Source organism: Variovorax sp. VaC1 (genome assembly GCF_043658315.1).
Classification (GTDB): Bacteria; Pseudomonadota; Gammaproteobacteria; order Burkholderiales; family Burkholderiaceae_C; genus Variovorax.
This window is the reverse complement of the sequence record NZ_JBIGLT010000003.1, coordinates 684,482-707,996: the sequence shown is the minus strand read 5'-3', so window position 1 is coordinate 707,996 and position 23,515 is coordinate 684,482. Positions and strand designations below refer to the sequence as shown.

At 67.1% G+C, this 23,515-nt stretch carries 25 protein-coding genes; 8 read left to right on the top strand and 17 right to left on the bottom strand.

The window, feature by feature from the left end:
* Positions 1–13 precede the first annotated feature (13 nt).
* The 3 genes from solA (at position 14) to ACGLHS_RS15550 (ending at position 2,947) form a co-directional block, all read left to right on the top strand.
* The gene (gene solA, locus ACGLHS_RS15560; protein WP_394480956.1) at positions 14–1,234 is read left to right on the top strand and encodes an N-methyl-L-tryptophan oxidase; all 1,221 of its coding nucleotides are present in this window, start codon (positions 14–16) and stop codon (positions 1,232–1,234) included.
* A gap of 71 nt (positions 1,235–1,305) precedes the next feature.
* Positions 1,306–2,238 carry a 2-dehydropantoate 2-reductase gene (panE, locus tag ACGLHS_RS15555; RefSeq protein WP_394480954.1) on the top strand — a complete coding sequence of 311 codons (933 nt, stop codon included), beginning with the start codon at positions 1,306–1,308 and terminating at the stop codon, positions 2,236–2,238.
* Positions 2,239–2,260: 22 nt separating this feature from the next.
* The gene (locus ACGLHS_RS15550) at positions 2,261–2,947 is read left to right on the top strand and encodes an Asp/Glu/hydantoin racemase (protein ID WP_394480952.1); all 687 of its coding nucleotides are present in this window, start codon (positions 2,261–2,263) and stop codon (positions 2,945–2,947) included.
* Here ACGLHS_RS15550 and ACGLHS_RS15545 read toward each other — a convergent pair.
* The gene (locus tag ACGLHS_RS15545; RefSeq protein ID WP_394480950.1) at positions 2,934–4,289 is read right to left on the bottom strand and encodes an NAD(P)/FAD-dependent oxidoreductase; all 1,356 of its coding nucleotides are present in this window, start codon (positions 4,287–4,289) and stop codon (positions 2,934–2,936) included. The genes ACGLHS_RS15550 and ACGLHS_RS15545 overlap by 14 nt on opposite strands.
* A gap of 222 nt (positions 4,290–4,511) precedes the next feature.
* Between ACGLHS_RS15545 and ACGLHS_RS15540 the strand changes: the two genes are divergently transcribed.
* On the top strand, positions 4,512–5,477 hold the full coding sequence (locus ACGLHS_RS15540; RefSeq protein ID WP_394480948.1) for an alpha/beta hydrolase family protein: 966 nt from the start codon (positions 4,512–4,514) through the stop codon (positions 5,475–5,477).
* Positions 5,478–5,601: 124 nt separating this feature from the next.
* Positions 5,602–6,435: a GyrI-like domain-containing protein gene (locus ACGLHS_RS15535; RefSeq protein WP_394480946.1), complete on the top strand. Its 834-nt coding sequence runs from the start codon at positions 5,602–5,604 to the stop codon at positions 6,433–6,435.
* Between the two features lie 86 nt (positions 6,436–6,521).
* On the opposite strand, the gene ACGLHS_RS15530 is transcribed toward ACGLHS_RS15535, so the two are convergent.
* From ACGLHS_RS15530 to ACGLHS_RS15510, 5 genes are all read right to left on the bottom strand, one after another.
* Complete coding sequence (locus tag ACGLHS_RS15530) at positions 6,522–8,402, bottom strand: family 2A encapsulin nanocompartment cargo protein cysteine desulfurase (protein WP_394481467.1); 1,881 nt, start codon at positions 8,400–8,402, stop codon at positions 6,522–6,524.
* 84 nt (positions 8,403–8,486) lie between these two features.
* On the bottom strand, positions 8,487–9,419 hold the full coding sequence (locus ACGLHS_RS15525) for a family 2A encapsulin nanocompartment shell protein (RefSeq protein ID WP_394480944.1): 933 nt from the start codon (positions 9,417–9,419) through the stop codon (positions 8,487–8,489).
* Positions 9,420–9,480: 61 nt separating this feature from the next.
* The gene (locus tag ACGLHS_RS15520; RefSeq protein ID WP_093240461.1) at positions 9,481–9,750 is read right to left on the bottom strand and encodes a helix-turn-helix transcriptional regulator; all 270 of its coding nucleotides are present in this window, start codon (positions 9,748–9,750) and stop codon (positions 9,481–9,483) included.
* Positions 9,747–10,661 carry a serine O-acetyltransferase EpsC gene (gene epsC, locus ACGLHS_RS15515; RefSeq protein ID WP_394480941.1) on the bottom strand — a complete coding sequence of 305 codons (915 nt, stop codon included), beginning with the start codon at positions 10,659–10,661 and terminating at the stop codon, positions 9,747–9,749. The genes ACGLHS_RS15520 and epsC overlap by 4 nt, the downstream gene beginning before the upstream one ends.
* Before the next feature lie 40 nt (positions 10,662–10,701).
* A complete protein-coding gene (locus ACGLHS_RS15510) occupies positions 10,702–11,181 on the bottom strand; it encodes a rhodanese-like domain-containing protein (RefSeq protein WP_394480939.1) in 480 nt (159 codons plus the stop codon).
* Between the two features lie 174 nt (positions 11,182–11,355).
* On the opposite strand from ACGLHS_RS15510, the gene ACGLHS_RS15505 reads away from it, so the two are divergent.
* Positions 11,356–12,093, top strand: a complete 738-nt coding sequence (locus tag ACGLHS_RS15505) for a DUF4261 domain-containing protein (protein ID WP_394480937.1) — start codon at positions 11,356–11,358, stop codon at positions 12,091–12,093.
* A gap of 59 nt (positions 12,094–12,152) precedes the next feature.
* Here the strand turns inward: ACGLHS_RS15505 and ACGLHS_RS15500 are convergent, their stop codons facing one another.
* The 11 genes from ACGLHS_RS15500 to ACGLHS_RS15450 all read right to left on the bottom strand — a co-directional run bounded on the left by ACGLHS_RS15500 (position 12,153) and on the right by ACGLHS_RS15450 (position 21,243).
* On the bottom strand, positions 12,153–12,368 hold the full coding sequence (locus tag ACGLHS_RS15500) for a molybdopterin-binding protein (RefSeq protein ID WP_007829250.1): 216 nt from the start codon (positions 12,366–12,368) through the stop codon (positions 12,153–12,155).
* A gap of 60 nt (positions 12,369–12,428) precedes the next feature.
* Entirely contained in the window at positions 12,429–13,025 is a 597-nt protein-coding gene (locus tag ACGLHS_RS15495; RefSeq protein WP_394480934.1) for a malonic semialdehyde reductase, read from the bottom strand.
* Positions 13,026–13,044: 19 nt separating this feature from the next.
* Positions 13,045–14,331 carry an O-acetylhomoserine aminocarboxypropyltransferase/cysteine synthase family protein gene (locus ACGLHS_RS15490; RefSeq protein WP_093240467.1) on the bottom strand — a complete coding sequence of 429 codons (1,287 nt, stop codon included), beginning with the start codon at positions 14,329–14,331 and terminating at the stop codon, positions 13,045–13,047.
* A gap of 56 nt (positions 14,332–14,387) precedes the next feature.
* Complete coding sequence (locus ACGLHS_RS15485; protein ID WP_394480932.1) at positions 14,388–15,221, bottom strand: ATP-binding cassette domain-containing protein; 834 nt, start codon at positions 15,219–15,221, stop codon at positions 14,388–14,390.
* Between the two features lie 3 nt (positions 15,222–15,224).
* Entirely contained in the window at positions 15,225–16,208 is a 984-nt protein-coding gene (locus ACGLHS_RS15480; protein WP_394480930.1) for an aliphatic sulfonate ABC transporter substrate-binding protein, read from the bottom strand.
* A gap of 14 nt (positions 16,209–16,222) precedes the next feature.
* Positions 16,223–17,074: an aliphatic sulfonate ABC transporter permease SsuC gene (gene ssuC, locus ACGLHS_RS15475; RefSeq protein ID WP_394480928.1), complete on the bottom strand. Its 852-nt coding sequence runs from the start codon at positions 17,072–17,074 to the stop codon at positions 16,223–16,225.
* A 9-nt stretch (positions 17,075–17,083) separates the two neighbouring features.
* Positions 17,084–18,253: an FMNH2-dependent alkanesulfonate monooxygenase gene (gene ssuD, locus ACGLHS_RS15470; protein ID WP_394480925.1), complete on the bottom strand. Its 1,170-nt coding sequence runs from the start codon at positions 18,251–18,253 to the stop codon at positions 17,084–17,086.
* Entirely contained in the window at positions 18,253–19,212 is a 960-nt protein-coding gene (locus tag ACGLHS_RS15465; protein WP_394480923.1) for a sulfonate ABC transporter substrate-binding protein, read from the bottom strand. Before ACGLHS_RS15465 ends, ssuD begins: the two co-directional genes overlap by 1 nt.
* A 36-nt stretch (positions 19,213–19,248) precedes the next feature.
* Positions 19,249–19,386, bottom strand: coding sequence for a hypothetical protein (locus ACGLHS_RS15460; RefSeq protein ID WP_176801123.1), 138 nt, complete (start codon positions 19,384–19,386; stop codon positions 19,249–19,251).
* A 131-nt stretch (positions 19,387–19,517) separates the two neighbouring features.
* The gene (gene ssuE / locus ACGLHS_RS15455; protein WP_093240477.1) at positions 19,518–20,102 is read right to left on the bottom strand and encodes an NADPH-dependent FMN reductase; all 585 of its coding nucleotides are present in this window, start codon (positions 20,100–20,102) and stop codon (positions 19,518–19,520) included.
* A gap of 100 nt (positions 20,103–20,202) precedes the next feature.
* Entirely contained in the window at positions 20,203–21,243 is a 1,041-nt protein-coding gene (locus ACGLHS_RS15450; protein ID WP_093240478.1) for a sulfate ABC transporter substrate-binding protein, read from the bottom strand.
* A gap of 138 nt (positions 21,244–21,381) precedes the next feature.
* On the opposite strand from ACGLHS_RS15450, the gene ACGLHS_RS15445 reads away from it, so the two are divergent.
* Positions 21,382–21,654 carry an oxidative damage protection protein gene (locus tag ACGLHS_RS15445; RefSeq protein WP_070060844.1) on the top strand — a complete coding sequence of 91 codons (273 nt, stop codon included), beginning with the start codon at positions 21,382–21,384 and terminating at the stop codon, positions 21,652–21,654.
* A gap of 7 nt (positions 21,655–21,661) precedes the next feature.
* On the top strand, positions 21,662–23,512 hold the full coding sequence (gene mnmC / locus ACGLHS_RS15440) for an FAD-dependent 5-carboxymethylaminomethyl-2-thiouridine(34) oxidoreductase MnmC (protein ID WP_394480919.1): 1,851 nt from the start codon (positions 21,662–21,664) through the stop codon (positions 23,510–23,512).
* The last annotated feature ends 3 nt before the right edge of the window (positions 23,513–23,515 follow it).

The following is a 23,515-nucleotide window of genomic DNA, read 5'->3' as shown; positions in this document are numbered from 1 at the left end:
AACGCCTGCTCACGTGACCACGTCTTCCCACTACGACGTCATCGTCGTCGGCCTTGGCGCCCTCGGCGCAGCCACCCTCTACCAGCTCTCGCAACGCGGCGCGCGCGTGCTGGGCATCGACCAGTTCTCGCCCCCGCACGACCAGGGCTCCTCGCACGGCGATTCGCGCATCACGCGGCTGGCTGTCGGCGAAGGCGATGCCTACGTGCCCTTCGTGCAGCGCTCGCACGCGATCTGGCGCGAGCTCGAAGCCCGCACCGGCAAGCCGCTGATGACCACCACGAGCGGCCTGATCCTCGCGCCGCGCGACCGCGTGGCCGAGCACCATGGCAAATCGGATTTCGTGCGCCGCACCATCGCCTGCGCCGAGCGCTTCGGCATCGCGCACGACGTGCTCGACGCGGCCGGCATCCGCGCGCGCTTTCCGCAATTCAATCTGCAGGGCGACGAGATCGGCTACCACGAGCGCGACGCCGGCTTCGTGCGGCCCGAAGACGCCATCGGCGCCCAGCTCGCGGTGGCCCGTGCCTCGGGCGCGCAGACCCGCACCGGCGAGCGCGTGCAGTCGGTCGAACCGGTGGGCAATGGCGACACGGTGCGGGTTCGCACCGACACGGCCAGCTTCACGGCCGATCGCGTCGTGGTTGCGGCCGGTGCATGGCTGCCCGAGTTTCTCGGCCGGCAGGCCCGCGCCGACTGGCAGGCGAACTTTTCGGTGCACCGCCAGGTCATGCACTGGTTCGACACGGGCAGTGCCGCTGGAGACTTCGCGCCGGGCCGCTTTCCCATCTTCATCTGGATGTTCGGCGACGCGCAGGAAGACTACATGTACGGCTTTCCGGCCTCCGACCCGTCGCAGCCCGCGCTCAAGGTCGCGACCGAGCAGTACGTCGAAGCCACCACGCCCGACGCGCTCGACCGCACCGTGAGCCCCGAGGAAACCGCCGCGATGTACCGCCACCGCGTGGCCGGCCGCTTTCCGCAGATCGACGGCCGCGCGATCAAGGCGCGTGCCTGCATGTACACCGTGACACCCGACCGCAGCTTCGTGATCGACGCACTCGACGGGCTGCCGAACGTGCTCATCGCTTCGGCTTGCTCGGGCCATGGTTTCAAGCACTCGGCCGGCCTGGGCGAAGCCGTTGCCGAGCACGTGCTGGGCCGCGCCAGCTCGCACGACCTGGACCTGAGGCCTTTTGCCCGACAGCGACTTCTGGGGAAGGAAACAACCTAGAGCAAGCGCGCGCGATCCCGGGCATCATCGCTCCCGATCTTTATTTGTTTCCGTTTCAGGAGCGACGCGCGATGAGATTTCTGGTGGTGGGTGCGGGTGCACTCGGTGGCTATTTCGGCGGTCGACTGATCGAGGCGGGGCGCGACGTCACCTTCCTGCTTCGCCCGCGCCGCGTGGCGCAACTCGCCAAGACCGGGCTTGTGGTGCAGAGCCCTTTCGGCAACCTGCAATTGCCGGCCCCGCCCCATGTGCTGGCCGAAGACATCAAGACGCCCTTCGATGTCGTCGTGGTCGGCAGCAAGGCCTACGACCTCGATGCGACCATGGACGCGTTCGCACCCGCGGTCGGCCCGAACACCCTCATCCTTCCGCTGCTCAACGGCATGAAGCACATCGACCGGCTGGTCGAGCGCTTCGGTGAAGAACGCGTGCTCGGCGGCCTGTGCATGATCTCCGCCACGCTGGACGACGAAGGCCGCGTGCTGCACTTGAACGACATGCATGGCCTGACCTACGGCGAGCGCACCGGCGGCCGATCGGCCCGCGTCGACGCCATCGCGGCACAGTTCGCGGGCGCGAAGTTCGATGCCACCGCCAGCGAAACCATCATGCAGGACATGTGGGAGAAGTGGGTCTTCATCGCCTCGGCGGCGGGCCTCACGAGCCTGATGCGTGCGTCCATCGGCGACATCGTGGCCGCCGGCGGCCAGGACGTGGCGCTCTCGATCTTCAACGAGGGCTGCGCCATCGCCGCGCACAACGGCTTCGCGCCCCGCCCCTCGGCGCTCGAACGCGGCCGCGCGGTGGTCACGACGGCGGGCTCGCCGATGACGGCATCGATGTACAAGGACATCGTGCGCGGTGCGCAGGTCGAGGCCGACCACATCGTTGGCGACCTGCTGCGCCGTGCGCCGGCCGGCGACCCGGCCGTACCCTCGGTGCTGCGCACCGCCTACGTCCACCTGAAGGCCTACGAAGCCAGGCGCGCCCGCGAAGCCGGCTGAAACCGAAGACACGAAAGAAACCATGGGTGACACGCTCGCGTTCCTCCATACGGCGCAGGTGCATGTGCAGACCTTCGGGAGTCTCGCGCGCGAGCTTGCGCCCGAGCTGAACGTCCAGCACCTGGTGATGGAAGACCTGCTGGCCGATGCCCGCACGCTGGGCGTCGACAACACGGGCCTGGTCACGCGCGTGCACGAGGCCATGCGCGAAGCCGCGGCGGACGGCGCACTGGTGGTCGTGTGCACCTGCTCGACCATCGGCGGCATCGCCGAAAAGACGGCCACCGGCGGCGCCTTCACCGCCCTGCGCATCGACCGGCCCATGGCCGATCGCGCGGTGCGCAGCGGGCCCCGCGTGCTGATCGTCGGTGCGGTCGAAAGCACGTTGGACCCGACCCGCTCGCTGGTTCTTTCGGCGGCCACGCAGGCCGGCGTCGGCATTCGCGCGAACACGCTGCTGGTCGAAGACGCCTGGGTGCATTTCCAGGCCGGCGACATCGCGCGCTATGTGCAGACGCTGGCCGAATCGATCCGCGCCGCGGCCAGTGCCTCGGATGTGATCGTGCTGGCGCAGGCCTCGATGGCACCGGTGACGGCCCTGCTCGGCAACCTCGGCATCGAAGTGCTCAGCAGCCCCGGGCTCGGCGTTGCGCACGCCGTGGCCACGCTGCGCGCCTCGCGCACCGCGTGGAACCTCAGTCCGACTTGAGGATCGTCTCGCCCTTCAACATTCCCATGTCGCGGGTGTTGAAGCGGTGCCGCTTCCAGCCGGCCCAGGTGCGGCGGAAGTTGGCGATCGAGATGCCGTAGTACAGCACCTTGAACATGCGCAGCGCGCCCCACATCGGCGTGCCCTTGTAGATGTCGCCGGCCAGCAGCGACATCAGCGCCTCTTTCACCCGGAACGGATTGCCCGGGTGCATGAACATGTCGCGGATGGTCGGGTTCGTCACGCGGTAGATGAACCACGAGTATTCGCTCGGGCCCTTGCGCATCATGGCCTCGAAGGCCTGGCGCGTGGCGGGCATTTCCGCCGGCCGGTCGAGCGCGGTGGCCACGAGCTCGGCACCGTCGAAGGCGCTGTGCATCGCCAGGTACACGCCCGACGAGAACATCGGGTCGATGAAGGTGAAGGCGTCGCCCAGCAGCAGGTAACGGTCGCCGGTGGCGTGCGTACTCGAGTACGAGAAGTTGCCGGTGGCGTGCACCGCATCGTCGACCAGCGTGGCGTTCTTCAGGCGGTCCACCAGCACCGGGCACAGCGCGATGGTGTCGTAGAAGAATTCTTTCAGCGGCTTGTCGCGGGTCTTCAGGTAGTACGGCCAGCAGACCGCGCCCACGCTGGTGGTGCCATCGGCCAGCGGAATGAACCAGAACCAGCCGTGCGGAAACCAGCAGATGCTGATGTTGCCTTCCTTCTTGCCTTCGAGCCGCTCGGCATTCGTGAAATGGCCGAACAGCGCGGTGCTGTTGTGGTCGGGGTTCTTTTCCTTGCAGCGGAATTTGTTGGCGAGCAGCGTGTCGCGCCCGGTCGCATCGACCACGAAGCGGGTGCGCCAGCTGCGCTTGGCGCCGTCGTCCATCTCGGCCTGTACCGTGGCGCCGTCGGCGTCGAAAGACACGTCGCGCACCTTGCAGCCTTCCAGGGTCTGCGCGCCGCGCGTGGCGGCATTGCGGAACAGCAGCTCGTCGAGTTCGGAGCGGCGCACCTGCCAGGCGGAGTCGAGCGACTTGTCCCATCCCTCGGCAAATTCCACATAGCTGCGGTGCTCGTGCTCGGGCGAGACGAACTCGATGCCGAACTTGGGCATGCCGATCTTCTCGACCTGGTCGCGCACGCCGAGCTTTTCGAACAGCTCGACATTCGCGGGCAGCAGCGATTCGCCGATGTGAAAGCGCGGGTGGTGCGCCTTTTCGAGCAAGACCACGCTGCGGCCCTGCTGCGCCAGCAGCGCCGCCACCGTGGAGCCGGCAGGGCCGCCGCCGATCACGAGCACATCGCAGGATGCATCGGCACTGGCAGGAACGGGGGAATCTTCGATCGGGGGCATTCGTGTGAGGCTCGTGATTGACGGTGCCGCACAGCATAACGCGGCGAAAAAACGCTCCGGCGCCGCCGCGCCAAGCCGGTGCATTTGCGCAAAGTCTGCTAAGTACGCGGCGGCCCGGATCGGCACACTGGCCGCCATGACAACCCGTGCCGTCGCGGCCGGCAGATGCGCCACGCCCGCCACGCGCCCCGGCCTTTGCATCCTCTCTTGCCAGGACCCGCCATGCCCCTTCTTCGCCTGCTCTTGCTCACGCTCTGCTGCCTCGCGGCGCCCTTCGCCCAGGCCGCCGGTTTCACCACCATCGAAGTACCCGCCGACGCGCAAGGCCCGGCGCTGCACGGCGCCGTGTGGACGCCCTGCGCCACGCCCGACACCAAGGACTGCCCGGTCGCCGGTGCGCAATTGCCGTTGGTCGTGGTGTCGCACGGCTATGGCGGCTCCTTCCGCGGCCACCAGGACACGGCGCAAGCCCTGGCCGATGCCGGTTTCGTGGTCGCGGCCATCAGCCATTCGAGCGACAACTACCAGATCCGAGGTGGCCCGAACGACAGGATTTCCGCGCTCGCGACGCGCACCACCGACATCAAGCGGCTGATCGACTACATGCTGCAGCAGTGGCCGTCGCGCAGCGCGCTGGCGGCCGACAGGATCGGCTTCTTCGGTTTTTCCAGGGGCGGCTACACCGGCCTCGTGCTCGGCGGTGCCGTGCCCAATTTCGAACGGCTCCCGCCCCTGCCTTCGTCCAACTGCGCATCGGCCCCCACGAGTCCGCTGTGCACGCTGATGCAGGAGCGCTTCAGGGAGCTCCTGGCCACGCCGCTGACGCATGACGCACGCATCAAGGCGGCGGTGATCGCCGACCCGTTCAGCCCGATCTTCGACACCCAAGGCCTGAAGAACGTCACCCTCCCGATCCAGCTCTGGGCCTCCGCCTACGGTGGTGACGGCGTCACGCCGGAAAGCGTAGCCGCGGTTCGCCGCAACCTGCCCTCACCGCCCGAGTGGCACGTGGCGGACAAGGCCGCGCACTTCGGCTTTCTGCCGCCCTGCTCGGCCACGCAGCTCGCGGCCAAACTGGAGATCTGCAACGACGAACCGGGCTTCGACCGGGCGGCCTTTCATGCCACTTTCAACGCCAAGGTGGTTGAATTCCTCAAGCGGCATCTTCTGCAGGCGGCTAACTCCTGACGCCTAGGCACGCCGGCCTTTCGTGCTGGCCGGTTGCTCCGCCATCGTTAGGCAGGCGCGGCCTTGGCGTCACTGCGCAAGAACGGCTAAGTACGCCGCGCCTGAAAGCGGCACACTCGCCCCCATGAGAACCCCGCGCGCCGAAGAGAACTACCGGGCCCGCGTGGCCCGTGTGGTCGCGGCCATCGTGGCGGACCCGATGGCGGAGCACCGCCTCGAAGACCTGGCGCGGCTGGCGCATTTCTCGCCCTTTCACTTCCACCGCGTCTACAGCAGCATCGCCGGCGAAACGGTGGCGGCCACGGTGCGTCGCGTGCGGCTGGCGCGCGCGACGCAGTTGCTCGAAGAAGGCCACCAGAGCGTCACGCAGGTGGCCATGGAGGTCGGCTACGACAGCCCGCAGGCCTTCTCGCGGGCCTTCGGCCACTTCACCGGACAGTCGCCGCGCGAGTTCCAGCAGCAGATGCAGCGCATGGCGCCCGATGCCGGCGCCGCCCAGGCCCTGGTGCGGATCGTCGAGCGGCCCGCGCAGCAAGTGCAGGCCTTGCGTCACCTGGGGCCGCTGTCGACCATTCCGCACACGCATCGCCGGCTGCGCGCCTACGCCGGCGACCGGGTCATGTCGGCCTGGCTGGGCGTTTCCTGCGGCGAGGGGCCCAATCCTGACGACTACCGGTACTACGCCGCAGCGGCATCGCCCGAGCCCTGGCCTGCCCACGTGAAGCTCGAAACGCTGGACTTGCCGGGCGGCCGCTATGCGCTGCATTGCCTGGCCGGCCCCTATGCCCGCATCAACGCAGCCATCAACGCGCTGTATGCCCGTTGGCTGCCGGGCAGCGGCTACGAGCCGGACGACCGGCCCATGCTGGAGCACTACCTGAACTCGCCGCGGCAGGTGTCGCAGGCCGAGCTGCGCACGGACCTGCTCATTCCCATCCGCTCTGCCGGCGTGCCTTGAGTTGGCGCGGTCCGACGCGGATCGGCGACGGGCCTTTGATAGTCTTTGGCAGCGTTTGACAGCTGCCGGGGCGGAAGAGCCGCCCCCTAACCCGCGCGGCGCTGACCAGCCAGCCTGCGCACCACAGCCACCAGCCGATCGACCTCGTCGAAGGTGTTGTAGAACGCCAGCGACGGCCGCACCGTGGTCTCGACACCGAAGCGCCGCAGGATCGGCTGCGCGCAGTGGTGGCCCGTGCGCACCGCGATGCCCTCTTCGTTCAACGCCTGCCCCACCTCTTCGGTGCTGTAGCCGTCGAGCACGAAGGACATCACGCTGGCCTTGTCGGCCGCCGTGCCGATCAGCCGCACACCCGGGATCGCGCCGAGTTGCGCCATGCCGTAGACCAGCAGGTCATGCTCGTAGCGCGCGATGTTCTCGATGCCGACCTTGTTGACGTAGTCGATGGCGGCACCCAGCCCCACCGCGTCGGCGATGTTGCCGGTGCCGGCCTCGAACTTGTTCGGGATCGGCTGGAACACCGTCTTCTCGAAGGTCACGTCGGCAATCATGTTGCCGCCGCCCTGCCAAGGGGGCATGTCTTCAAGCACTTCGCGCTTGCCCCAGACCACGCCGATGCCGGTCGGGCCGAACACCTTGTGACCGGAGAACACGAAGAAGTCGGCGCCGATGTCCTGCACGTCCACGCGCATGTGCGAGACCGACTGCGCACCATCGACCAGCGCCTTCGCGCCCGCACGATGAGCCAGCTCGACGATCTCCTTCACCGGCACCACGGTGCCCAGCGCATTCGAGACCTGCGTGACGGCCACGATCTTCGTGCGGTCGTTGAGCAGCTTGCGGTATTCATCGAGCAGCACCTGCCCCGAATCGTCGACCGGAATCACGCGCAGCTTCGCGCCCTTGGCGGCAGCAAGCTGCTGCCAAGGCACGATGTTGGCGTGGTGCTCCAGGTTGGAAACGATGATCTCGTCGCCCTCGCCCACATGCTGGCCACCCCAACTCTTGGCCACGAGGTTGATGGCCTCGGTGGTGCCACGCACGAAGATCACCTCTTCCACCTCGGGCGCGTTGATGAACTTGCGTACCCGCTCCCGTGCGCCTTCATAGGCGTCGGTTGCGCGTGCGGCCAGTTCATGCGCTGCGCGATGGATGTTCGAGTTCTCGTGCGCGTAGAAGTACGCGATGCGGTCGATCACCGATCGCGGCTTGTGCGTGGTGGCCGCGTTGTCGAACCACACGAGTTGCCGCCCGTTGATGCGCTCCTGCAGGATCGGAAAGTCGCGCCGCACGGCATGAACGTCGAATGGAGGATGCTGTCCACTGCCGGCCAATGGCACGGCCTCGGGGCCACGTGGGTCCGGCTTGGCTGGCGTGACGAAGCCGTTGGGCAAGCGCACCGCATCGACAAAGTAGAACTGCGCATCGCGACCGGCTGACGCAGAAGGCGGGCTCGGCGGCAATGCCGGCTGGGCCACAGGTGCGGCAAGGCCGGCGAACGGGTCATGAATCGCGGCACCATGGCCGTCACCCGCCAACGGATGACCGTAGCTGTTATTCAAGAAGTAGAACGGCGACGCGGCCGCCTGCGGCGCAGCAGGCGCATTGGCCTGCTGCGGCAGGCCCTGCACCGTGCCGCCCAGGCGCGGCTCGAAAGCCGGTGCCACCGACAGCACGTGGTCGGGTACGCCATTGCCCGCCACTGCATGCGGGAGCAAGGCCGGCACGCGATTCGCGAGCGACGGCAATTGCGTCAGCGACGCGGGCAGCACGTTCGCGCCCGGAATCTGCCCTTGCGGAATCGGCGTGCCCGGCACGCTCGGCCCGAAGCCGGCCGGACTCACCAACGGTGAACCCGGCGGTGCGATATTGGCGGGAAACTGCGCGCCCGGCACCAGCCCGCTCGCCACACCCGGCAACGAGGACGGCGGCGTGCCCGGCAGCGCGGAGAACATGGCGCTGGCCATGCGCGAGAGGATGGCCGGATCGAACGGCGCCTCGCCCGCCTGCGACGGCAGGCCGCCCGGAGTCAATGGGGTACTCACCGCGGCTTACTTGTAGGTGTCGGGATAGTCGTGGTACTTGCCGATCTCGACGTCGTCGAGCACCGCCAGCGCATCGGTGGTCAGCACCGCGAGCGAGCAATACAGCGAGATCAGGTACGACGCGATCGCGTGGTTGTTGATGCCCATGAAGCGCACCGACAGGCCCGGGCTCTGCTCGCCCGACAAGCCCGGCTGAAAGAGGCCGATCACGCCCTGGCGCTTGTCGCCCACGCGCAGCAGCAGGATCTTGCTCTTGCCATCGGCCACCGGCACCTTGTTCGAGGGAATCAGCGGAATGCCGCGCCAGGTGATGAACTGCGAGCCGAACAGGCTCACGGTCGGCGGCGGCGTGCCACGGCGGGTGGCTTCACGGCCGAAGGCGGCAATGGCCAGCGGGTGCGTGAGGAAGAACGCGGGCTCTTTCCAGACCTTGGTCAGCAGCTCGTCGAGGTCGTCGGGCGTGGGCGCGCCGGTCAGCGGAAAGATACGCTGCTCTTCGCTCACCTGGGCCAGCAGGCCGTAGTCGGGGTTGTTGATGAGCTCGCTCTCCTGGTTCTCCTTGATCGTCTCGATCGTCAGGCGCAGCTGCTCCTTGATCTGGTCGTGCGGGCTGCTGTACAGGTCGGAGATGCGGGTGTGCACGTCGAGCACGGTGCTCACGGCATTGAGGTAGTGCTCGCGCGGGTTTTCTTCGTAGTCGACGAAGGTGCGCGGCAGTTGGTTTTCTTCTTCGCGCGAGGTGCAGGTGACCTTGATCGACTCGGGGTTCTTGACCTTGTTGACGCGGTAGATACCCGCTTCAACTGGCACCCATTGCAGCAGGTGCGTCAGCCAGCGCGGGCTGATCGTCTCGAGCTGGGGAACTGTCTTGGTGGCATTAGCTAGCTGGCGTGCGGCGTTGTCGCCAAGGGCGGTGGTACCACCGACTGTTGCGCTCATGAATCAAGGCTCCTGTTGGAAAGAAAGTGGCCGCCAGTGTCTGGCGACCACGGGTTTCCCCTCAACAGGCTATAGCCGCCAAGTTGATTCTTCGCGCAAGGCGCGATTGCTCCAGCTGCTCGCAACGCATGAGCAAGCCGACCATGTTGATGCCCAACGCAGTGGCGAGCTTTTGCGCGGTGACGATCGAGGGGATCACCCTACCGCGCTCGATCTCGCCCACGTAGGAGCGGTTCAGATCGGAACGCTCCGCCAGTTCTTCCTGCGACCAGCCCTTGCCCTCGCGCAACTGGCGCACGGTGACGCCGAAGTCTTCAACAAAGGCTTTCATGGCGCACTCGCTTTCGGTGCGTTCTGCAGGCTGGCCTGCGTGACGCTCGCGCCCGCAGGCACGTCGTCGGTGATCCACACATTGCCGCCGATGACCGCGCCCTTGCCCAGCGTGACGCGCCCGAGGATGGTCGCGCCGGCGTAGATCACCACGTCGTCTTCCACCACCGGATGCCGCGGCAATCCCTTCTGCAGGTTGCCTTCGGTATCGGTCGGAAAGCGCTTGGCACCGAGCGTGACGGCCTGGTAGAGCCGCACGCGCTTGCCGATGACGGCGGTCTCGCCGATCACGACGCCCGTGCCGTGGTCGATGAAGAAACCCGCGTCGATCTGCGCGCCCGGATGGATGTCGATACCGGTCTGCGCGTGTGCCAGTTCGGCGACGATGCGCGCCAGCAACGGCAGGTCGAGCGCGTACAGCCGATGCGCCAGACGGTGATGGATCATCGCGAGCACGCCGGGGTAGCACAGCAGCACTTCGTCCACGCTGCGTGCGGCCGGATCGCCCTGGTAGGCCGCGAGCACGTCGCTGTCGAGCAGGCGGCGCAAGCCCGGCAATGCATTCGCGAACTGGCGTACCGCCTCCGTCGCGGCCTCGTCGATCTCGCTCGCGGAACGCGGCTGGTGACGCGCGTTGAAGTTCAACTCGAGCCGCGCCTGCACCAGCAGTGCCTGCAAGGCCGCATCGAGCGTGTGGCCGACATAGAAGTCCTCGCTCTCGTGGCGCAGGTCGGGCGGCCCGAGCCGCATCGGAAACAGCGCGCCTTTCAGCGACTCCACGATCTGCGCCAGTGCATCGCGCGACGGAAACTCGCGTGCGCCGGGTTCGCGCGAACGGCGTTGCGAATCACGCCACTCGTCGCGCACGCCATGCAGCGCGCGCACGATGTCGCTCACCTCGAAATGGGCCATGTGTTTTTCCTCCCTGGAAAATCCGGTTTGTCGTAGTGGGTCAGTCCTGCACCCAGGGCAGCTTGTGGAAGCGCCAGCCGTCGGCACCGCCGCGGTGTTGCTGGTCGTCGATCTCGCCCTCGAAGCCTTCGAGCACATTGAAGACGTGGGTAAAGCCCGCCTTGGCCGCAGCCTCGGCAGCCAGCGCCGAGCGCTTGCCACTGCGGCACAGCAGCAGCGCCACCGCCTCCTTGCCACCATCTTTGGCAAGCTTGGCTTCGAGCTCGCGCACGAAGCGCGGGTTGCGCGTGAGGGCCGTTCCCGTGGCCCAGGCCACGTGCAGGCTTTCTGGCACGTGGCCGACAAACTTGCGCTCTTCGCCCGAGCGCACATCGACCAGCATGGCCTGCCCTTTCTGTACCAGCGCCCACGCCACCGGTGGCGTCACGCCGCCCGCGTAGGGCCAGTTGGCTTCGGCTGCCTTGGCGCGCGCCTGTTCCAGTGCTTCGGGCAGGACGAGTTCTTCGACTTCCACTGACATGCTGTGCGGCTCCTGTTGTGCGTTGGATGTCGCCTTGGTGGCGATGACCACCACTTTAGGAGTGCGAGGCCGAAGCTCCAACAACTGAAAAGTCGATTCCTAACAACCAGGCGATCTATAAGCCGCTCGATGCCTCGCGCAAAATGGCCGCCCCGACAACGGCAAGGACAAGATGTGAGCGAGCCGATCCAAGATCCCGAGATGGTCCTGTGCATTCCCGGCCCCTGGGAGAGCACCACCGAGCTGATCCCCCGGCTCATCGAGGACGGCGACGGCTACCTCTTCGCCGGCCGCATCCTCATGCACACCGAGACGCGCTTCAGCTGCGAACTGGTCTTCGAAGATCGGGACGAACGCATGGCCAGGGCCTTCCACGCGGCCGGCCCCCACTGGCGCGACACGGCCGAGATGGCGGCCATTGCCACGCACCGGTCGGTGGTCTATCTCGTTGGTTCTGGCGGGAGCCAGCAGAACGCCGAATCGCTCATGCGGGCAGGTGCAGCCCTCGTGCGCGCGGGCGGCCTCGGCGTGAAGGTGGAGAGCACGGGCCTGGCGCACACGCCTTCCGTATGGCTCGACCACTGCGCGCACCTCCATCTGTTCTTTGCCCACCGGGCGTTGGTGGTCTATCTCACCGGCGAGGATGTGTGCTCCTGCGGCATGCACAACCTCGGCTTGAAAGATGCCGTGACCACCGGCCCCGGCGACCCGACGGCCGCCACCGAACTGCTGCGCGCCTTCACGCACTACCTGTTCACCGAGCAGCCCACCATCCGGCGCGGCCAGACCTTCTCGGTGGCGGCGGACGCGCCGGTCTACCGCATCGAAGAAGAGAGCAACCAGACCTACGAGGAAGACTCGCTCTTTCACAACCCCTACGGCCTCTGGCGACTGGTGCCGCTCGCGGCCTGACGCAAAAAAACCCGGCGCCAAAAACGGCGCCGGGTTGTTCGCAATTGCCCGAGGGTCCGTCAGAGCTTCGCGATCGAAACCTCCGTCGACTTCACGAGGGCGACCACGTCGGAGCCGACCTTGAGCTGCAGCTCGTCGACCGAGCGCGTGGTGATGACCGAGGTCACGATGCCCCAGGCGGTTTCGACATCGACTTCGGAGACGACGTCGCCGCGGATGATCTCGCGGACCTTGCCCTTGAACTGGTTGCGCACGTTGATGGCTTGAATGGACATGATGGTTTCTCTTTCAGGTGGAAGGATGGGTCTGGGTGGAAGTGATGAAGCGGCGGCAGCTCAAACGATCTGCGCCACTTCGTCGAACGCGAGCCGGGGCCCCCGCTCGAACGTGCTGGCGTGGTCGGCCACGCCGAGGTTGACGAGGAAGTTGGCGCGGTAGCGACCATCGGGAAAGAAGGCCTTGTCGACCAGTTCCGCGTTGAAGCCCGATTGCGGCCCCGCGTCGAGCCCGAGCGAACGCGCCGCCAGGATCAGGTAAGCGCCCTGCAGGCTGCTGTTGCGAAAGGCCGTGGCCTGCGCGGCCTCGGCGCTCTTCTCGAAGATGGGCTTGGCGTCGTAGGCCGGGAACTGCGCGGGCAGGTGCTCGTAGAAGCGCGTGTCGTGCGCCACGATCACCGTCACGCCGGCCTGCAGCGTCTGCGCCGTGTTGCCCGCCGACACCGCTGGCTTGAGCTTTGCCTTGGCCTCTTCGCTGCGCACGAACACGAAGCGCGCCGGCTGGGCATTGAAGGCGGTCGGCCCCCACTTCACGAGGTCGTAGAGCTTGTGGATCAGTTCGTCGGTCACCGGCACCGGCTTGAAGGCGTGCACGGTGCGCGCCTTGCGAAACAGCTGGTCGAGCGCCGCGTCGGGAATGGTGTTGAGTGTGCTCATGGTTCTTTCTGCAAGGCGTTCAGGACGCGGCGGCCAGCGCCACGTCGAGATCGGCGATCAGGTCGTCGATGTGTTCGATGCCGACCGACAGGCGCACCGTGTCTTCGGTCACGCCGGCCTTGGCCAGCTCTTCGGGCGACAGCTGGCGGTGCGTGGTCGAAGCCGGATGCGTGGCCAGCGAACGCACGTCGCCGATGTTCACCAGTCGCGTGAACAGCTTGAGCGCATCGAGGAATTTCGCCCCACCCTCGCGGCCGCTGCCGATGCCGAAGGTCAGCACGCCGCTGGACTTGCCGCCGAAGTACTTCTTGGCCAACGCGTGGTCGGGGTGGTCTTCGAGCGCTGCGTAGTTGACCCAGTTCACGGCCTTGTGCGTCTTCAGGTGCTGCGCCACCGCGAGCGCATTGCTGCTGATGCGGTCCATGCGCAGCGCCAGCGTCTCGATGCCCTGCAGAATCAGGAAGGCGTTGAACGGCGAGATGGCCGCGCCGGTATTGCGCAGCGGCACCACGCGCGCGCGGCCGATGTAGGCGGCCGGGCCCAGCGCTTCGGTGTAGACCACGCCGTGGTAACTCACGTCGGGCTCGTTCAGGCGCTTGAAGCGCTGCTTGTGCTCGGCCCACGGGAACTTGCCCGAATCGACGATGGCACCGCCGATGCTGGTGCCGTGGCCGCCCAGGTACTTGGTGAGCGAATGCACGACGATGTCGGCACCATGCTCGATGGGCCGGCTCAGGTAAGGCGAAGGCACGGTGTTGTCGACGATCAGGGGCACGCCGTGGCGGTGCGCGATCTCGGCGATGGCCGCGATGTCGGTCACGTTGCCGGCCGGGTTGCCCAGCGACTCGACGAACACGGCCTTGGTCTTCTCGTCGAACAGCTTCTCGAAGCTGCTCGGATCGCGATGGTCCGCAAAGCGCGTGGTGATGCCGAACTGCGGCAGCGTGTGCGCGAACAGGTTGTAGGTGCCGCCATACAGCGCGGTGCTGCTGATGATGTTGTCGCCCGCCTCGGCAATGGTCTGGATCGCGTAAGTCACCGCCGCCTGGCCCGAGGCCAGTGCCAGCGCTGCGATGCCGCCTTCGAGCGCGGCCACGCGCTGCTCCAGCACGTCCTGCGTCGGGTTGTTGATGCGGGTGTAGATGTTGCCCGGCACCTTCAGGTCGAACAGGTCGGCACCGTGCTGCGCGCTGTCGAAGGCGTAGGCCACCGTCTGGTAGATCGGCGGTGCGACGGCGCGCGTGGTCGGCTCGGGCGAGTAGCCGGCATGCACCGACAGGGTTTCGAATTTCCAGTTCTGCGACATACAACTGCCTTTCAGGGTTGGAGAAAAAGAAAGAGAGACGGAAGAAAGAAAAGAAATCAGATGGCCCAGCGCAGCGCATGTGCCGGCGTGCCAAGCCAGCCCGCGCCGGCGTTGTCCGCCTCGGGCTCGTCGGGCTTTTGCAGCACGCGGTCGAGGATGCGTTTCTCGATGGCCGCGAAGGCCGGGTCGCCCTGCGAACGCGGGCGGGCCAGCGCGATGTTTTCGTCGAGCGCGATACGGCCGTCTTCGATCAGGATCACGCGGTCGGCCAGCGCCACGGCTTCCTGCACGTCGTGCGTCACCAGCAGCGCGGTGAAGCGATGGCGCTGCCACAGGTTCTCGATGAGGCGGTGCATCTCGATGCGCGTGAGTGCGTCGAGCGCGCCCAGCGGCTCGTCGAGCAGCAACAGCCGCGGGTGATGCACCAGTGCCCGCGCAAGCGCCACGCGCTGGCGCTGGCCGCCCGACAGCCGCGCCGGCCATTCGTTCTCGCGGTCGGCCAGGCCGACCTGCGCCAGCACTTCCTTGCCGCGCGCCTTGGCGTCGCCGGGCAGGCCGAGCGTCACGTTGTCGAGCACGCGGCGCCAGGGCAACAGGCGCGCTTCCTGGAACATGATCCGCGTGTCGTCGTGCAGGCCATGCACGGCCTTGCCGTCGGTATAGAGCCCGCCGGACGATGCCTCTTCGAGGCCCGCGATGAGCCGCAGCAGCGTGCTCTTGCCGCAACCGCTGCGCCCCACGATGGCGATGAACTGGCCCGGCTCGATGGTGAGCCTGGTGTTGCGCAACACTTCGCGCGCGCCATAGCGCTTGTGCAGGCCGCGCGCCTCCAGGCGCACGCCACCCCCGATGGCCTGGGGTTGCTGGATATCTTTCAGGACGGCACTCATGGATCAGGCTCCGGGTTTGAAAAGCGCCACGTTCAGCGCATTGATTTTTCTGGGCAGCAGCTTCTCGGCGAAGAAGGCATCGGCAATGCGTTGCTGCTCGGCCAGCCCTTCGGCCACGACCGGCCGCACCACATAGCTGCGGCGGCTGTTGGCCTGCTCGATGGTCGCGGCGTCCAGGCCCCAGACCGGTGCCAGCAGCACGGCCGCTTCCTTCGGGTTCTGCTTGACCCACTGGCCGGTCTTCTCCAACTGGGCGTAGACCACGCGCAGCACGTCGGGCCGCGCCTTCGCGAACTTGCTGCCGGCAAGGTAGTAGCGCTGGTACGAGGCGATGCCCGTGCCGTCGGCCAGCACGCGCACCTTCGACTGGCCCGGCTGGCGTTGTGCCGCGGAAAGAAACGGGTCCCACACCACCCAGGCGTCGATCGCGCCCTTCTCGAAGGCGGCGCGGCCATCGGCAGGCGTGAGGTACGCGGGCTCGATGTCCTTGAACGACAGGCCCGCCTTGTCGAGCGCGGCGATCAGCAGGTAGTGCACGCCGGCCGCCTTCGCAAAGCCGATCTTCTTGCCCTTGAGGTCGGCCACCGAGCGGATCGGCGAGTCTTCGCGCACCACGATGGCTTGCGCGGCGGGCGACGGCGCCTCTTGGGCGACGAAGGTCAGGTCGGCACCGGCCGCCTGCGCGAACACGGGCACGGTGTCGGCCACGTCGGCGCTGATGTCGAGGTTGTCGAGGTTCAGCGCTTCGAGCAGCGGCAGGCCGCTGGTGAACTCATGCCACCTCAGCGCGGCGTTGAGCGGCGCGAGCTGCTTTTCGAGCGTGCCTTGCACCTTCAGCACCGCGATCAGCGTGGAAGACTTCTGATAGCCGAGCCGCACGGTCACAGGTCGCGTGACGGAACCTTGTGCCAGCGCGACGCCCGCACCCGCAACACCCAGCGCGCCCAACGTGGCGATGGCCGTGCGTCGCGAAATGGCGTAGTTCATCATGTGCCCTGCCCTCACTTCGGCTTGCGCTGGTAGCCGGGGTGCCAGCGCAGCCACCATTGCTCCAGTCCGCGCGCGAACAGGTCGGCGAGCTTGCCGAGCAGCGCATACAGCAGGATGCCCACCAGCACGATGTCGGTCTGCAGGAACTCGCGGGCGTTCATGGTCAGGTAGCCGATGCCGGCCTGCGCCGAGATGGTCTCGGCCACGATCAGAATCACCCACATCAGGCCCAGCGAAAAACGCAGGCCCACCAGGATCGACGACAGCGCACCCGGCAGGATCACCTCGCGGTACAGCTGCCATCGCGACAGGCCGTAGGTGCGACCCATCTCGATGAGCTGCGGATCGACGTTGCGGATGCCGTGGAAGGTGTTCAGGTAGATCGGGAAGAACACCGACACCGAGATCAGGAACAGCTTGGCCGACTCGTCGATGCCGAACCACAGGATCACGAGCGGAATCAGCGCCAGCGCGGGGATGTTGCGCACCATCTGGATGGTCGAGTCGAGCAGCGTCTCGGCGAACTTCACCGAGCCCGTCAACAGGCCCAGCGCCAGCCCGGCACCGCCGCCGATGGCCAGGCCCGCGAGCGCGCGGCCGGCGCTGACCTTGACGTGCGTCCACAGCTCGCCCGATGCGGTGAGCGTCCATGCGGCCTTGACCACATCGATGGGCGCCGGCAGCACGCGCGTCGACAGCCAGCCCAACGACGAGGCGATCTGCCAGAACACGATGAGCCCCACGGGCACGAGCCAGGGAACGAGGCGGCCCGCGACGTTAAGGGCGAAGGCCTTCAGCGCGCTGCCGGGAGCCGCGTCGGAATCGGTCGAAGCCACCGGAAGCTCCTGCACTTGTTCAGTCATAAGCGTCCTTCAGCTTTGAGAAACGAGGCGCGACGGCGCATCGAGGTTGGCAACGACCTCACCGAACGGGCCGCTCAGCGAGCCCCCGGCCAGACGCGCCTGCGCCTTGCGCGACAGCAGCGGGAACACCAGCTCGGCGAAGCGATATGCCTCTTCCAGATGCGGGTAGCCCGAGAGAATGAATTTGTCGAGGCCGAGTGCCGCGTACTCCTCGATGCGCGCAGCCACCGTCTTCGCATCGCCCACCAGTGCGGTACCGGCACCGCCGCGCACGAGGCCCACGCCGGCCCACAGGTTCGGCGAGATCTCCAGCTCGGCGCGCGAGCGCTTCGCACCGCCGGCATGCAGTGCAGCCATGCGACGCTGGCCTTCGGAGTCCATGCGCGCGAAGGCGGCCTGGGCGCGAATGACGGTCTCGTCGTCCACGCGGCTGATCAGTTCTTCGGCGGCCTTCCAGGCAGCGTCTTCGGTCTCGCGCACGATCACGTGCAGGCGGACGCCGAACTCGACGCGGCGGCCCTGCTTCTCGGCACGGGCACGCACGTCGGCGATCTTCTTCGCCACTTCGGCGGGCGGTTCACCCCAGGTGAGGTACGCATCGACCTGCTCGGCCGCGAGGTCGTGCGCCGCGGCCGACGAGCCGCCGAACCACACGGGCGGGTGCGGCTTCTGCACTGGCGGATACAGCAGCTTGGCGCCCTTCACGCTCAGGTGCTTGCCGTCGTAGTCGAAGGCCTGCCCGTCATGGCTGCGCGCGATGATCTCGCGCCAGATGCGGATGAACTCGGCCGACTGCTCGTAGCGCGACGCATGATCGAGGTACACGCCGTCGCCTTCGAGTTCGGCCTGGTCGCCGCCGGTCACGAGGTTCACCAGCAGGCGCCCACCGGAAAGCCGGTCGAACGTGGCGGCCATGCGCGCGGCCAGACTGGGCTGGTGCAGGCCGGGCCGCACCGCGACCAGGAACTTGAGCTTCTTCGTCGAGCCGATCAGGCTCGATGCGATGACCCATGGGTCTTCGCAAGAACGGCCCGTGGGAATCAGCACGCCTTCGTAGCCCAGGTTGTCGGCTGCCCCCGCGATCTGCTGCAGGTAGGCCAGGTCGATGGGGCGCGCACCTTCGCTCGTGCCAAGGTAGCGGCTGTCGCCGTGCGTGGGGAGAAACCAGAAGATCTGCATCACGCGATCCCTGCGCCAGCGGCTTCGAGCACGTTGATCTTTTTCGGGATCAGCTTCAGCTCGAAGAAGGTGTCGGCAATCTTCTGCTGCTCGGCCAGGATGGCCTTGGTGATCGGGCCCGTGCCGAAGCCCACGCGGCCCACCGACAGGTCGGCCACCGGCTTGGGCAGGCCCCAGAGCTTGGCCAGTTCGCCCGCGTATTCGCTCTTGTTGGCGGCGCCCCAGACGTCGATCTTGTTGAGCTCTTCGATGGCGATGGCGAGCACGTCGGCGTTCTTTGCCACGTAGTCGAGCGACGAGAAGTAGTAGGCGCGGTTGCCCACGACGCCGGTGGCGTCGGCCAGCACGCGCGCTTCCAGCGCTTTTTCGGCCGCGGCGAGGAACGGGTCCCAGATGACCCAGGCGTCGACCGAGCCCTTCTCGAAGGCGGCGCGCGCATCGGCGGGCGGCAGGTAGACCAGGTTCAGGTCGCTGTACGAGAGGCCGTGCTTCTCGAACAGCTTGACGATGAAGTAATGAACATTCGAGCCCTTGTTGAGCGCGATCTTCTTGCCCTTCAGCTCCGCCACGGTCTTGATGGCCGAGCCCTTGGGCACGAGCACCGCCTCGGACTGCGGACGCGTCACCGTGGCCGCCACATAGGCCAGCGGCGCACCGGCAGCCTGCGCAAAGATGGGCGGCGCTTCGCCCACATCGCCGAAGTCGATGGAGCCGACGTTGAGGGCTTCGAGCTGAACGGGGCCGGCGGTGAACTCGGTCCACTTGACCGTCACGCCGAGCAGCGCGAGCCGCTTTTCCAGCGTGCCGCGGCCCTTGAGGATGCTGAGCGGCCCTTTCTGGTGGCCGATGCGAAGCTGCCGCGCGGGCGCCTGCGCCAGTGCGGCGAACGAGGAAGGCAGCGCGATGGCGGCGGCAACGCCCTGGATCAGGCGGCGGCGGGGAGCGGAAATCAGTGTCATGGCGATCGGTGTTCGTGTGGAGGGGCGCCGCGCAAATCAAGCGGCGGAAATGAAGCTCACGATCAGCGCGATCGCGCTGACGACGACGGCACTCACGGCGAGGTCGCCCAGCGCGTGCCAGAGGGAACGCGGTGTCGTGTCGAGCACGGAGTCTTCGGTGGCGACGGGGGTCATGCGTGGCTTCCTTGGTGTTGCAAAACGTCAGGCAAAGGCTGTCCCCGGCCGCGCACGGGCGGCTTCGAAAAATCGGGAGCAGGGATGGGTCTGGAGTCTGGATGAGGCCGGTTCGATGAAGAACCCGGCCGTCAGACGCTACATCGCACGCGCGAAAACGGCACCGGCTCGAAGCCATGTGTGGCGGGCAGCTTCAGGCCTTCGGTGGCGAGCACCTCGACGGCCTCGTTGAGCCGCTCGGCCAGGTCGTTGTGCACCTGGTAGGCGTTCTCGGGCGTCAGCGCAATCTGCGAATCGCTGGCGTAGACGCCCGGCAGGATGTGGCGCGCCGACAGCGACTGCAGCACGGGCCGCAGCGCGTAGTCGAGCGCGAGCATGTGGTGCGGGCTGCCGCCGGTGGCCAATGGCAGCACCGTCTTGCCCTTGAGCGCGTTCTGCGCGAGCAGGTCGAGAAAGACCTTCAGCACGCCGCTGTAGGCCGCCTTGTAGACCGGCGTGGCCACCACGATCACGCGCGCCGCCGCCACCTGGGCAACGGCACGCTCGATGGCCGGGTGGCTCCACTCGGCCAGCAGCAGCGCCTGCGCCGGCAGGTCGCGGATCGCGAGCCGCTCGATCTGCGCATGGCGTTTGGCCAGCCGCTCGCCCACGGCCTCGAGCAAGGCGGTGGAACGGGACGGGGCCGAGGGGCTGCCGGCAATCAGGAGAACGGACACGGAAGGCTTTCGTTTTTCTTCAGGAATTCAGGGCGAAACAGCCCATGGCGCCCGTCGAACGGGCGCCATGCGCTATCGGCTGGACAGCGGACCGGGCTGCTTATTTCTGCTTGGCGGTATAGATCTGGTCGAAGGAGCCGCCATCGGCGAAGTGCTCCTTGTCGGCCTTCGCCCAGCCACCGAAGGCCTGGTCGATGGTCACCAGCGTCAGCTTGGGGAACTGCTTGTCGTACTTGGCCTTCGCCTTGTCGGACGTCGGGCGGTAGAAGTTGCGGCCGGCGATGTCCTGGCCTTCATCGGAGTACAGGTACTTCAGGTATTCCTCGGCCACGGCACGCGTGCCCTTCTTGTCGACGACCTTGTCGACCACCGCCACGCTGGGCTCGGCCAGGATGGAGATGGAAGGCACGACGATCTCGAACTTCTCGGGGCCGAATTCCTTCAGCGCCAGGAAGGCTTCGTTTTCCCAGGCCAGCAGCACGTCGCCCACGCCGCGCTGCACGAAGGTGATGGTTGCGCCGCGCGCGCCGGTGTCGAGCACGGGCACGTTCTTGAACAGGTTGCCGATGTATTCCTTGGCCTTGGCATCGCCGCCATACTTGCGCTTGGCGAATTCCCAGGCGGCAAGGTAGTTCCAGCGGGCGCCGCCCGAGGTCTTGGGGTTGGGGGTGATCACCTGCACGCCGGGCTTGACGAGGTCGTCCCAGTCCTTCAGGCCCTTGGGGTTGCCCTTCTTCACCAGGAACACGATGGTCGAGGTGTAGGGCGCGGAGTTGTGCGGCAGGCGCTTTTGCCAGTCGGCCTTGACGAGGCCGCCATGGGTGACGAGCGCATCGATGTCGCCGCCGAGCGCCAGCGTGGCCACGTCGGCGTCGATGCCGTCGATGATCGAGCGGGCCTGCTTGCCCGAACCGCCGTGCGATTGCTTGACCGTCACGTCCTGGCCGGTCTTGGCCTTCCAGTACTTGGCGAAGGCCTGGTTGTAGTCCACGTACAGCTCACGCGTCGGGTCGTACGACACGTTCAGCAGCGTCACGGGCGCCGCGCCGCCTTGGGCAAACGTCGGCAATGCCGACAGGGCCATGGCACCGGCCACGCCGGCACCCAGGGAAAGCTTGATAAAGTCGCGGCGAAGGCTCATGGTGTCTTGCTCTAAAAAGGCATATCAATGGAGCTGCGTATTCTCAATACGACATATAGGAACTGGAACGACCAAGTTTTCAGTTCTAAATAGCGAAATCAACTAAGCAACACGCTTACCCCCCACAAGAGGCAAAAAATGGCACGCATGGTTCAGTGCATCAAGCTCGGCAAAGAGGCCGAAGGGCTCGACTTCCCGCCCTACCCCGGAGACCTGGGCAAGCGCCTGTGGGAAAACGTCAGCAAGGAAGCCTGGGCCGCCTGGCTCAAGCAGCAAACGATGCTGGTCAATGAAAACCGGCTGAATCTGGCCGATCTGCGCGCCCGCCAGTACCTGGCCCGCCAGATGGAAAAGCACTTCTTCGGCGAAGGCGCCGACGTGGCGCAAGGCTACGTCCCTCCCTCGAACTGAGTCCGCCTTGGCGGCCGAGCCCGTCACCTGGCGCGCCGACGGCGTGCCCCGCAGCGAACGCTTCGACGACATCTATCACACCGAAACCGGGGCACTGGCGCAGTCGCGCCACGTGTTCCTGGGCGGCTGCGGGCTGCCCGCGGCCTGGGCCGGACGCCCGCAATGGCGGATTCTCGAAACTGGCTTCGGCCTGGGCCTCAATTTTCTGACAACCTGGCAGGCCTGGCGTGCGGACGCCGGCCGGCCACGGATGCTGCACTTCGTCTCGGTCGAGGCGCACCCGATCGCGCCTGAAGACCTGCTGCGCGCCGCCGGGGCTTATGCCGAGCTGCTGCCGCTGGCCGAGGAACTGGTCGCGCAATGGCATGGGCTGCTGCCCGGCTTTCACAGGCTCGCCTTCGACGGAGGCCGCGTGCTGCTCACGCTGTGCATCGGCGATGTGCAGGCGATGCTGCGCGCGCAGCGTTTCGAGGCCGACAGCATCTTCCTGGACGGCTTCAACCCGCAGCAGAACCCGGCCATGTGGTTGCCCGACACGCTGAAGGCGGTGTCGCGCTTTGCCCGCCAGGGTACCGGGCTGGCCACCTGGACCTTTGCGCGCGCGGTGCGCGATGCGCTGCAGCAGAACGGCTTTCAGCTTGAAAGGCGCCCCGGCCTGCCGCCCAAGCGCGATTGCCTGGGCGGCGTGTTTTCGCCTGCGTGGACGGTGCGGCGGCGCGGGCCGGCAGCCGAGCATGTCGAGACGCCCGGGCGCTGCGCCGTGATCGGCGCTGGCCTCGCGGGGGCTGCCGTCGCGGCCAGCCTCGCGCGGCGCGGATGGCGGGTTACCGTGCTCGATGCGGCCGACCACCCAGCCTCGGGCGCTTCGGGCCTGCCGGTGGGCATGCTGGCACCCCATGTCTCGCCAGACGACGCGCTGCTCTCGCGCCTGACGCGTGCCGGCATCCGTGCCACATGGCAGGAACTCGCACGCCTGCTCGAAGAAGGCCGCGACTGGCGTGCCAGCGGCGTGCTGGAGCGTCGCCCCGATGGCGATGCGCGCGTGCCTGCCGGCTGGAGCGACAGCGGCCCCAATGAATCGTGGCCCGCAAGCCCGGCGCAGCTGACAGCCGTCGATCTGCCCGCCGATACGCCAGCGCTCTGGCACATGCGTGCTGCATGGGTGAAGCCTCATCGCTTGATCGATGCGTGGCTGAGCGAACCCGGCATCGTGTTCCGTGGCGGCAGCCCGGTGGCACGCCTCACGCACAGCACGACAGGCTGGCAACTGCTCGACGCCGCAGACAAACTGCTGGCAGAAGCGGACCGCGTCGTCATCACCGCAGGCTTCGAATCGGGCCGTTTCGCTCCCGAACTCCCTTTGCAACCCGTGCGCGGTCAGGTCGCATGGGGGCGCATGACAGCCGAAGCCGCGCTGCCCACCACGCCACTCAACGGCGACGGCCATCTGATCGCCCACGTCCCCCATACCGAAGGCACCGAAGGCGCCCTGCTCTGGCTGGCCGGTGCCACCTTCGACCGAGACAGCACCGACCTTGCGCCAAACGCCGAAGACGCCACGGCAAACCGCGAACGCCTCGCCCGCCTGCACCCCGCCGCGGCCGCCTCGCTGGCACCGGCGTTCGAGCGCGGCGAAGTCAACGCGTGGGTCGGCGTGCGCTGTGCTTCGGGCGACCGGCGGCCACTGGTCGGCCCGTTGGGTGCCGATGCAAACGCCCCCTGGGCCTGCACCGCCCTGGGCTCGCGCGGCCTGAGCTTTGCCGCGCTGTGCGCCGAGTTGCTCGTGGCGCAATGGCATGGCGAACCGCTCCCCTTGCCCGCAACGCTGGCCAAGGCACTCGGCACGCAGCGGCTCTGAACG

Excerpts from the sequence above, each read along its gene's own strand:
- ssuC (WP_394480928.1), bottom strand. The coding sequence starts at position 17,074 with ATGACTGAACAAGTGCAGGAGCTTCCGGTGGCTTCGACCGATTCCGAC.
- ACGLHS_RS15520 (WP_093240461.1), bottom strand. The coding sequence starts at position 9,750 with ATGAAAGCCTTTGTTGAAGACTTCGGCGTCACCGTGCGCCAGTTGCGC.
- ACGLHS_RS15530 (WP_394481467.1), bottom strand. The coding sequence starts at position 8,402 with ATGGCCAGCGCCATGTTCTCCGCGCTGCCGGGCACGCCGCCGTCCTCG.
- ACGLHS_RS15500 (WP_007829250.1), bottom strand. The coding sequence starts at position 12,368 with ATGTCCATTCAAGCCATCAACGTGCGCAACCAGTTCAAGGGCAAGGTC.
- ACGLHS_RS15540 (WP_394480948.1), top strand. The coding sequence starts at position 4,512 with ATGCCCCTTCTTCGCCTGCTCTTGCTCACGCTCTGCTGCCTCGCGGCG.
- ACGLHS_RS15550 (WP_394480952.1), top strand. The coding sequence starts at position 2,261 with ATGGGTGACACGCTCGCGTTCCTCCATACGGCGCAGGTGCATGTGCAG.
- ACGLHS_RS15480 (WP_394480930.1), bottom strand. The coding sequence starts at position 16,208 with ATGAACTACGCCATTTCGCGACGCACGGCCATCGCCACGTTGGGCGCG.
- ACGLHS_RS15450 (WP_093240478.1), bottom strand. The coding sequence starts at position 21,243 with ATGAGCCTTCGCCGCGACTTTATCAAGCTTTCCCTGGGTGCCGGCGTG.
- ACGLHS_RS15545 (WP_394480950.1), bottom strand. The coding sequence starts at position 4,289 with ATGCCCCCGATCGAAGATTCCCCCGTTCCTGCCAGTGCCGATGCATCC.
- ACGLHS_RS15445 (WP_070060844.1), top strand. The coding sequence starts at position 21,382 with ATGGCACGCATGGTTCAGTGCATCAAGCTCGGCAAAGAGGCCGAAGGG.
- ACGLHS_RS15490 (WP_093240467.1), bottom strand. The coding sequence starts at position 14,331 with ATGTCGCAGAACTGGAAATTCGAAACCCTGTCGGTGCATGCCGGCTAC.
- ACGLHS_RS15525 (WP_394480944.1), bottom strand. The coding sequence starts at position 9,419 with ATGAGCGCAACAGTCGGTGGTACCACCGCCCTTGGCGACAACGCCGCA.
- ACGLHS_RS15465 (WP_394480923.1), bottom strand. The coding sequence starts at position 19,212 with ATGACACTGATTTCCGCTCCCCGCCGCCGCCTGATCCAGGGCGTTGCC.
- ssuD (WP_394480925.1), bottom strand. The coding sequence starts at position 18,253 with ATGCAGATCTTCTGGTTTCTCCCCACGCACGGCGACAGCCGCTACCTT.
- epsC (WP_394480941.1), bottom strand. The coding sequence starts at position 10,661 with ATGGCCCATTTCGAGGTGAGCGACATCGTGCGCGCGCTGCATGGCGTG.
- panE (WP_394480954.1), top strand. The coding sequence starts at position 1,306 with ATGAGATTTCTGGTGGTGGGTGCGGGTGCACTCGGTGGCTATTTCGGC.
- ACGLHS_RS15460 (WP_176801123.1), bottom strand. The coding sequence starts at position 19,386 with ATGACCCCCGTCGCCACCGAAGACTCCGTGCTCGACACGACACCGCGT.
- ACGLHS_RS15510 (WP_394480939.1), bottom strand. The coding sequence starts at position 11,181 with ATGTCAGTGGAAGTCGAAGAACTCGTCCTGCCCGAAGCACTGGAACAG.
- ACGLHS_RS15535 (WP_394480946.1), top strand. The coding sequence starts at position 5,602 with ATGAGAACCCCGCGCGCCGAAGAGAACTACCGGGCCCGCGTGGCCCGT.
- ACGLHS_RS15495 (WP_394480934.1), bottom strand. The coding sequence starts at position 13,025 with ATGAGCACACTCAACACCATTCCCGACGCGGCGCTCGACCAGCTGTTT.
- ACGLHS_RS15485 (WP_394480932.1), bottom strand. The coding sequence starts at position 15,221 with ATGAGTGCCGTCCTGAAAGATATCCAGCAACCCCAGGCCATCGGGGGT.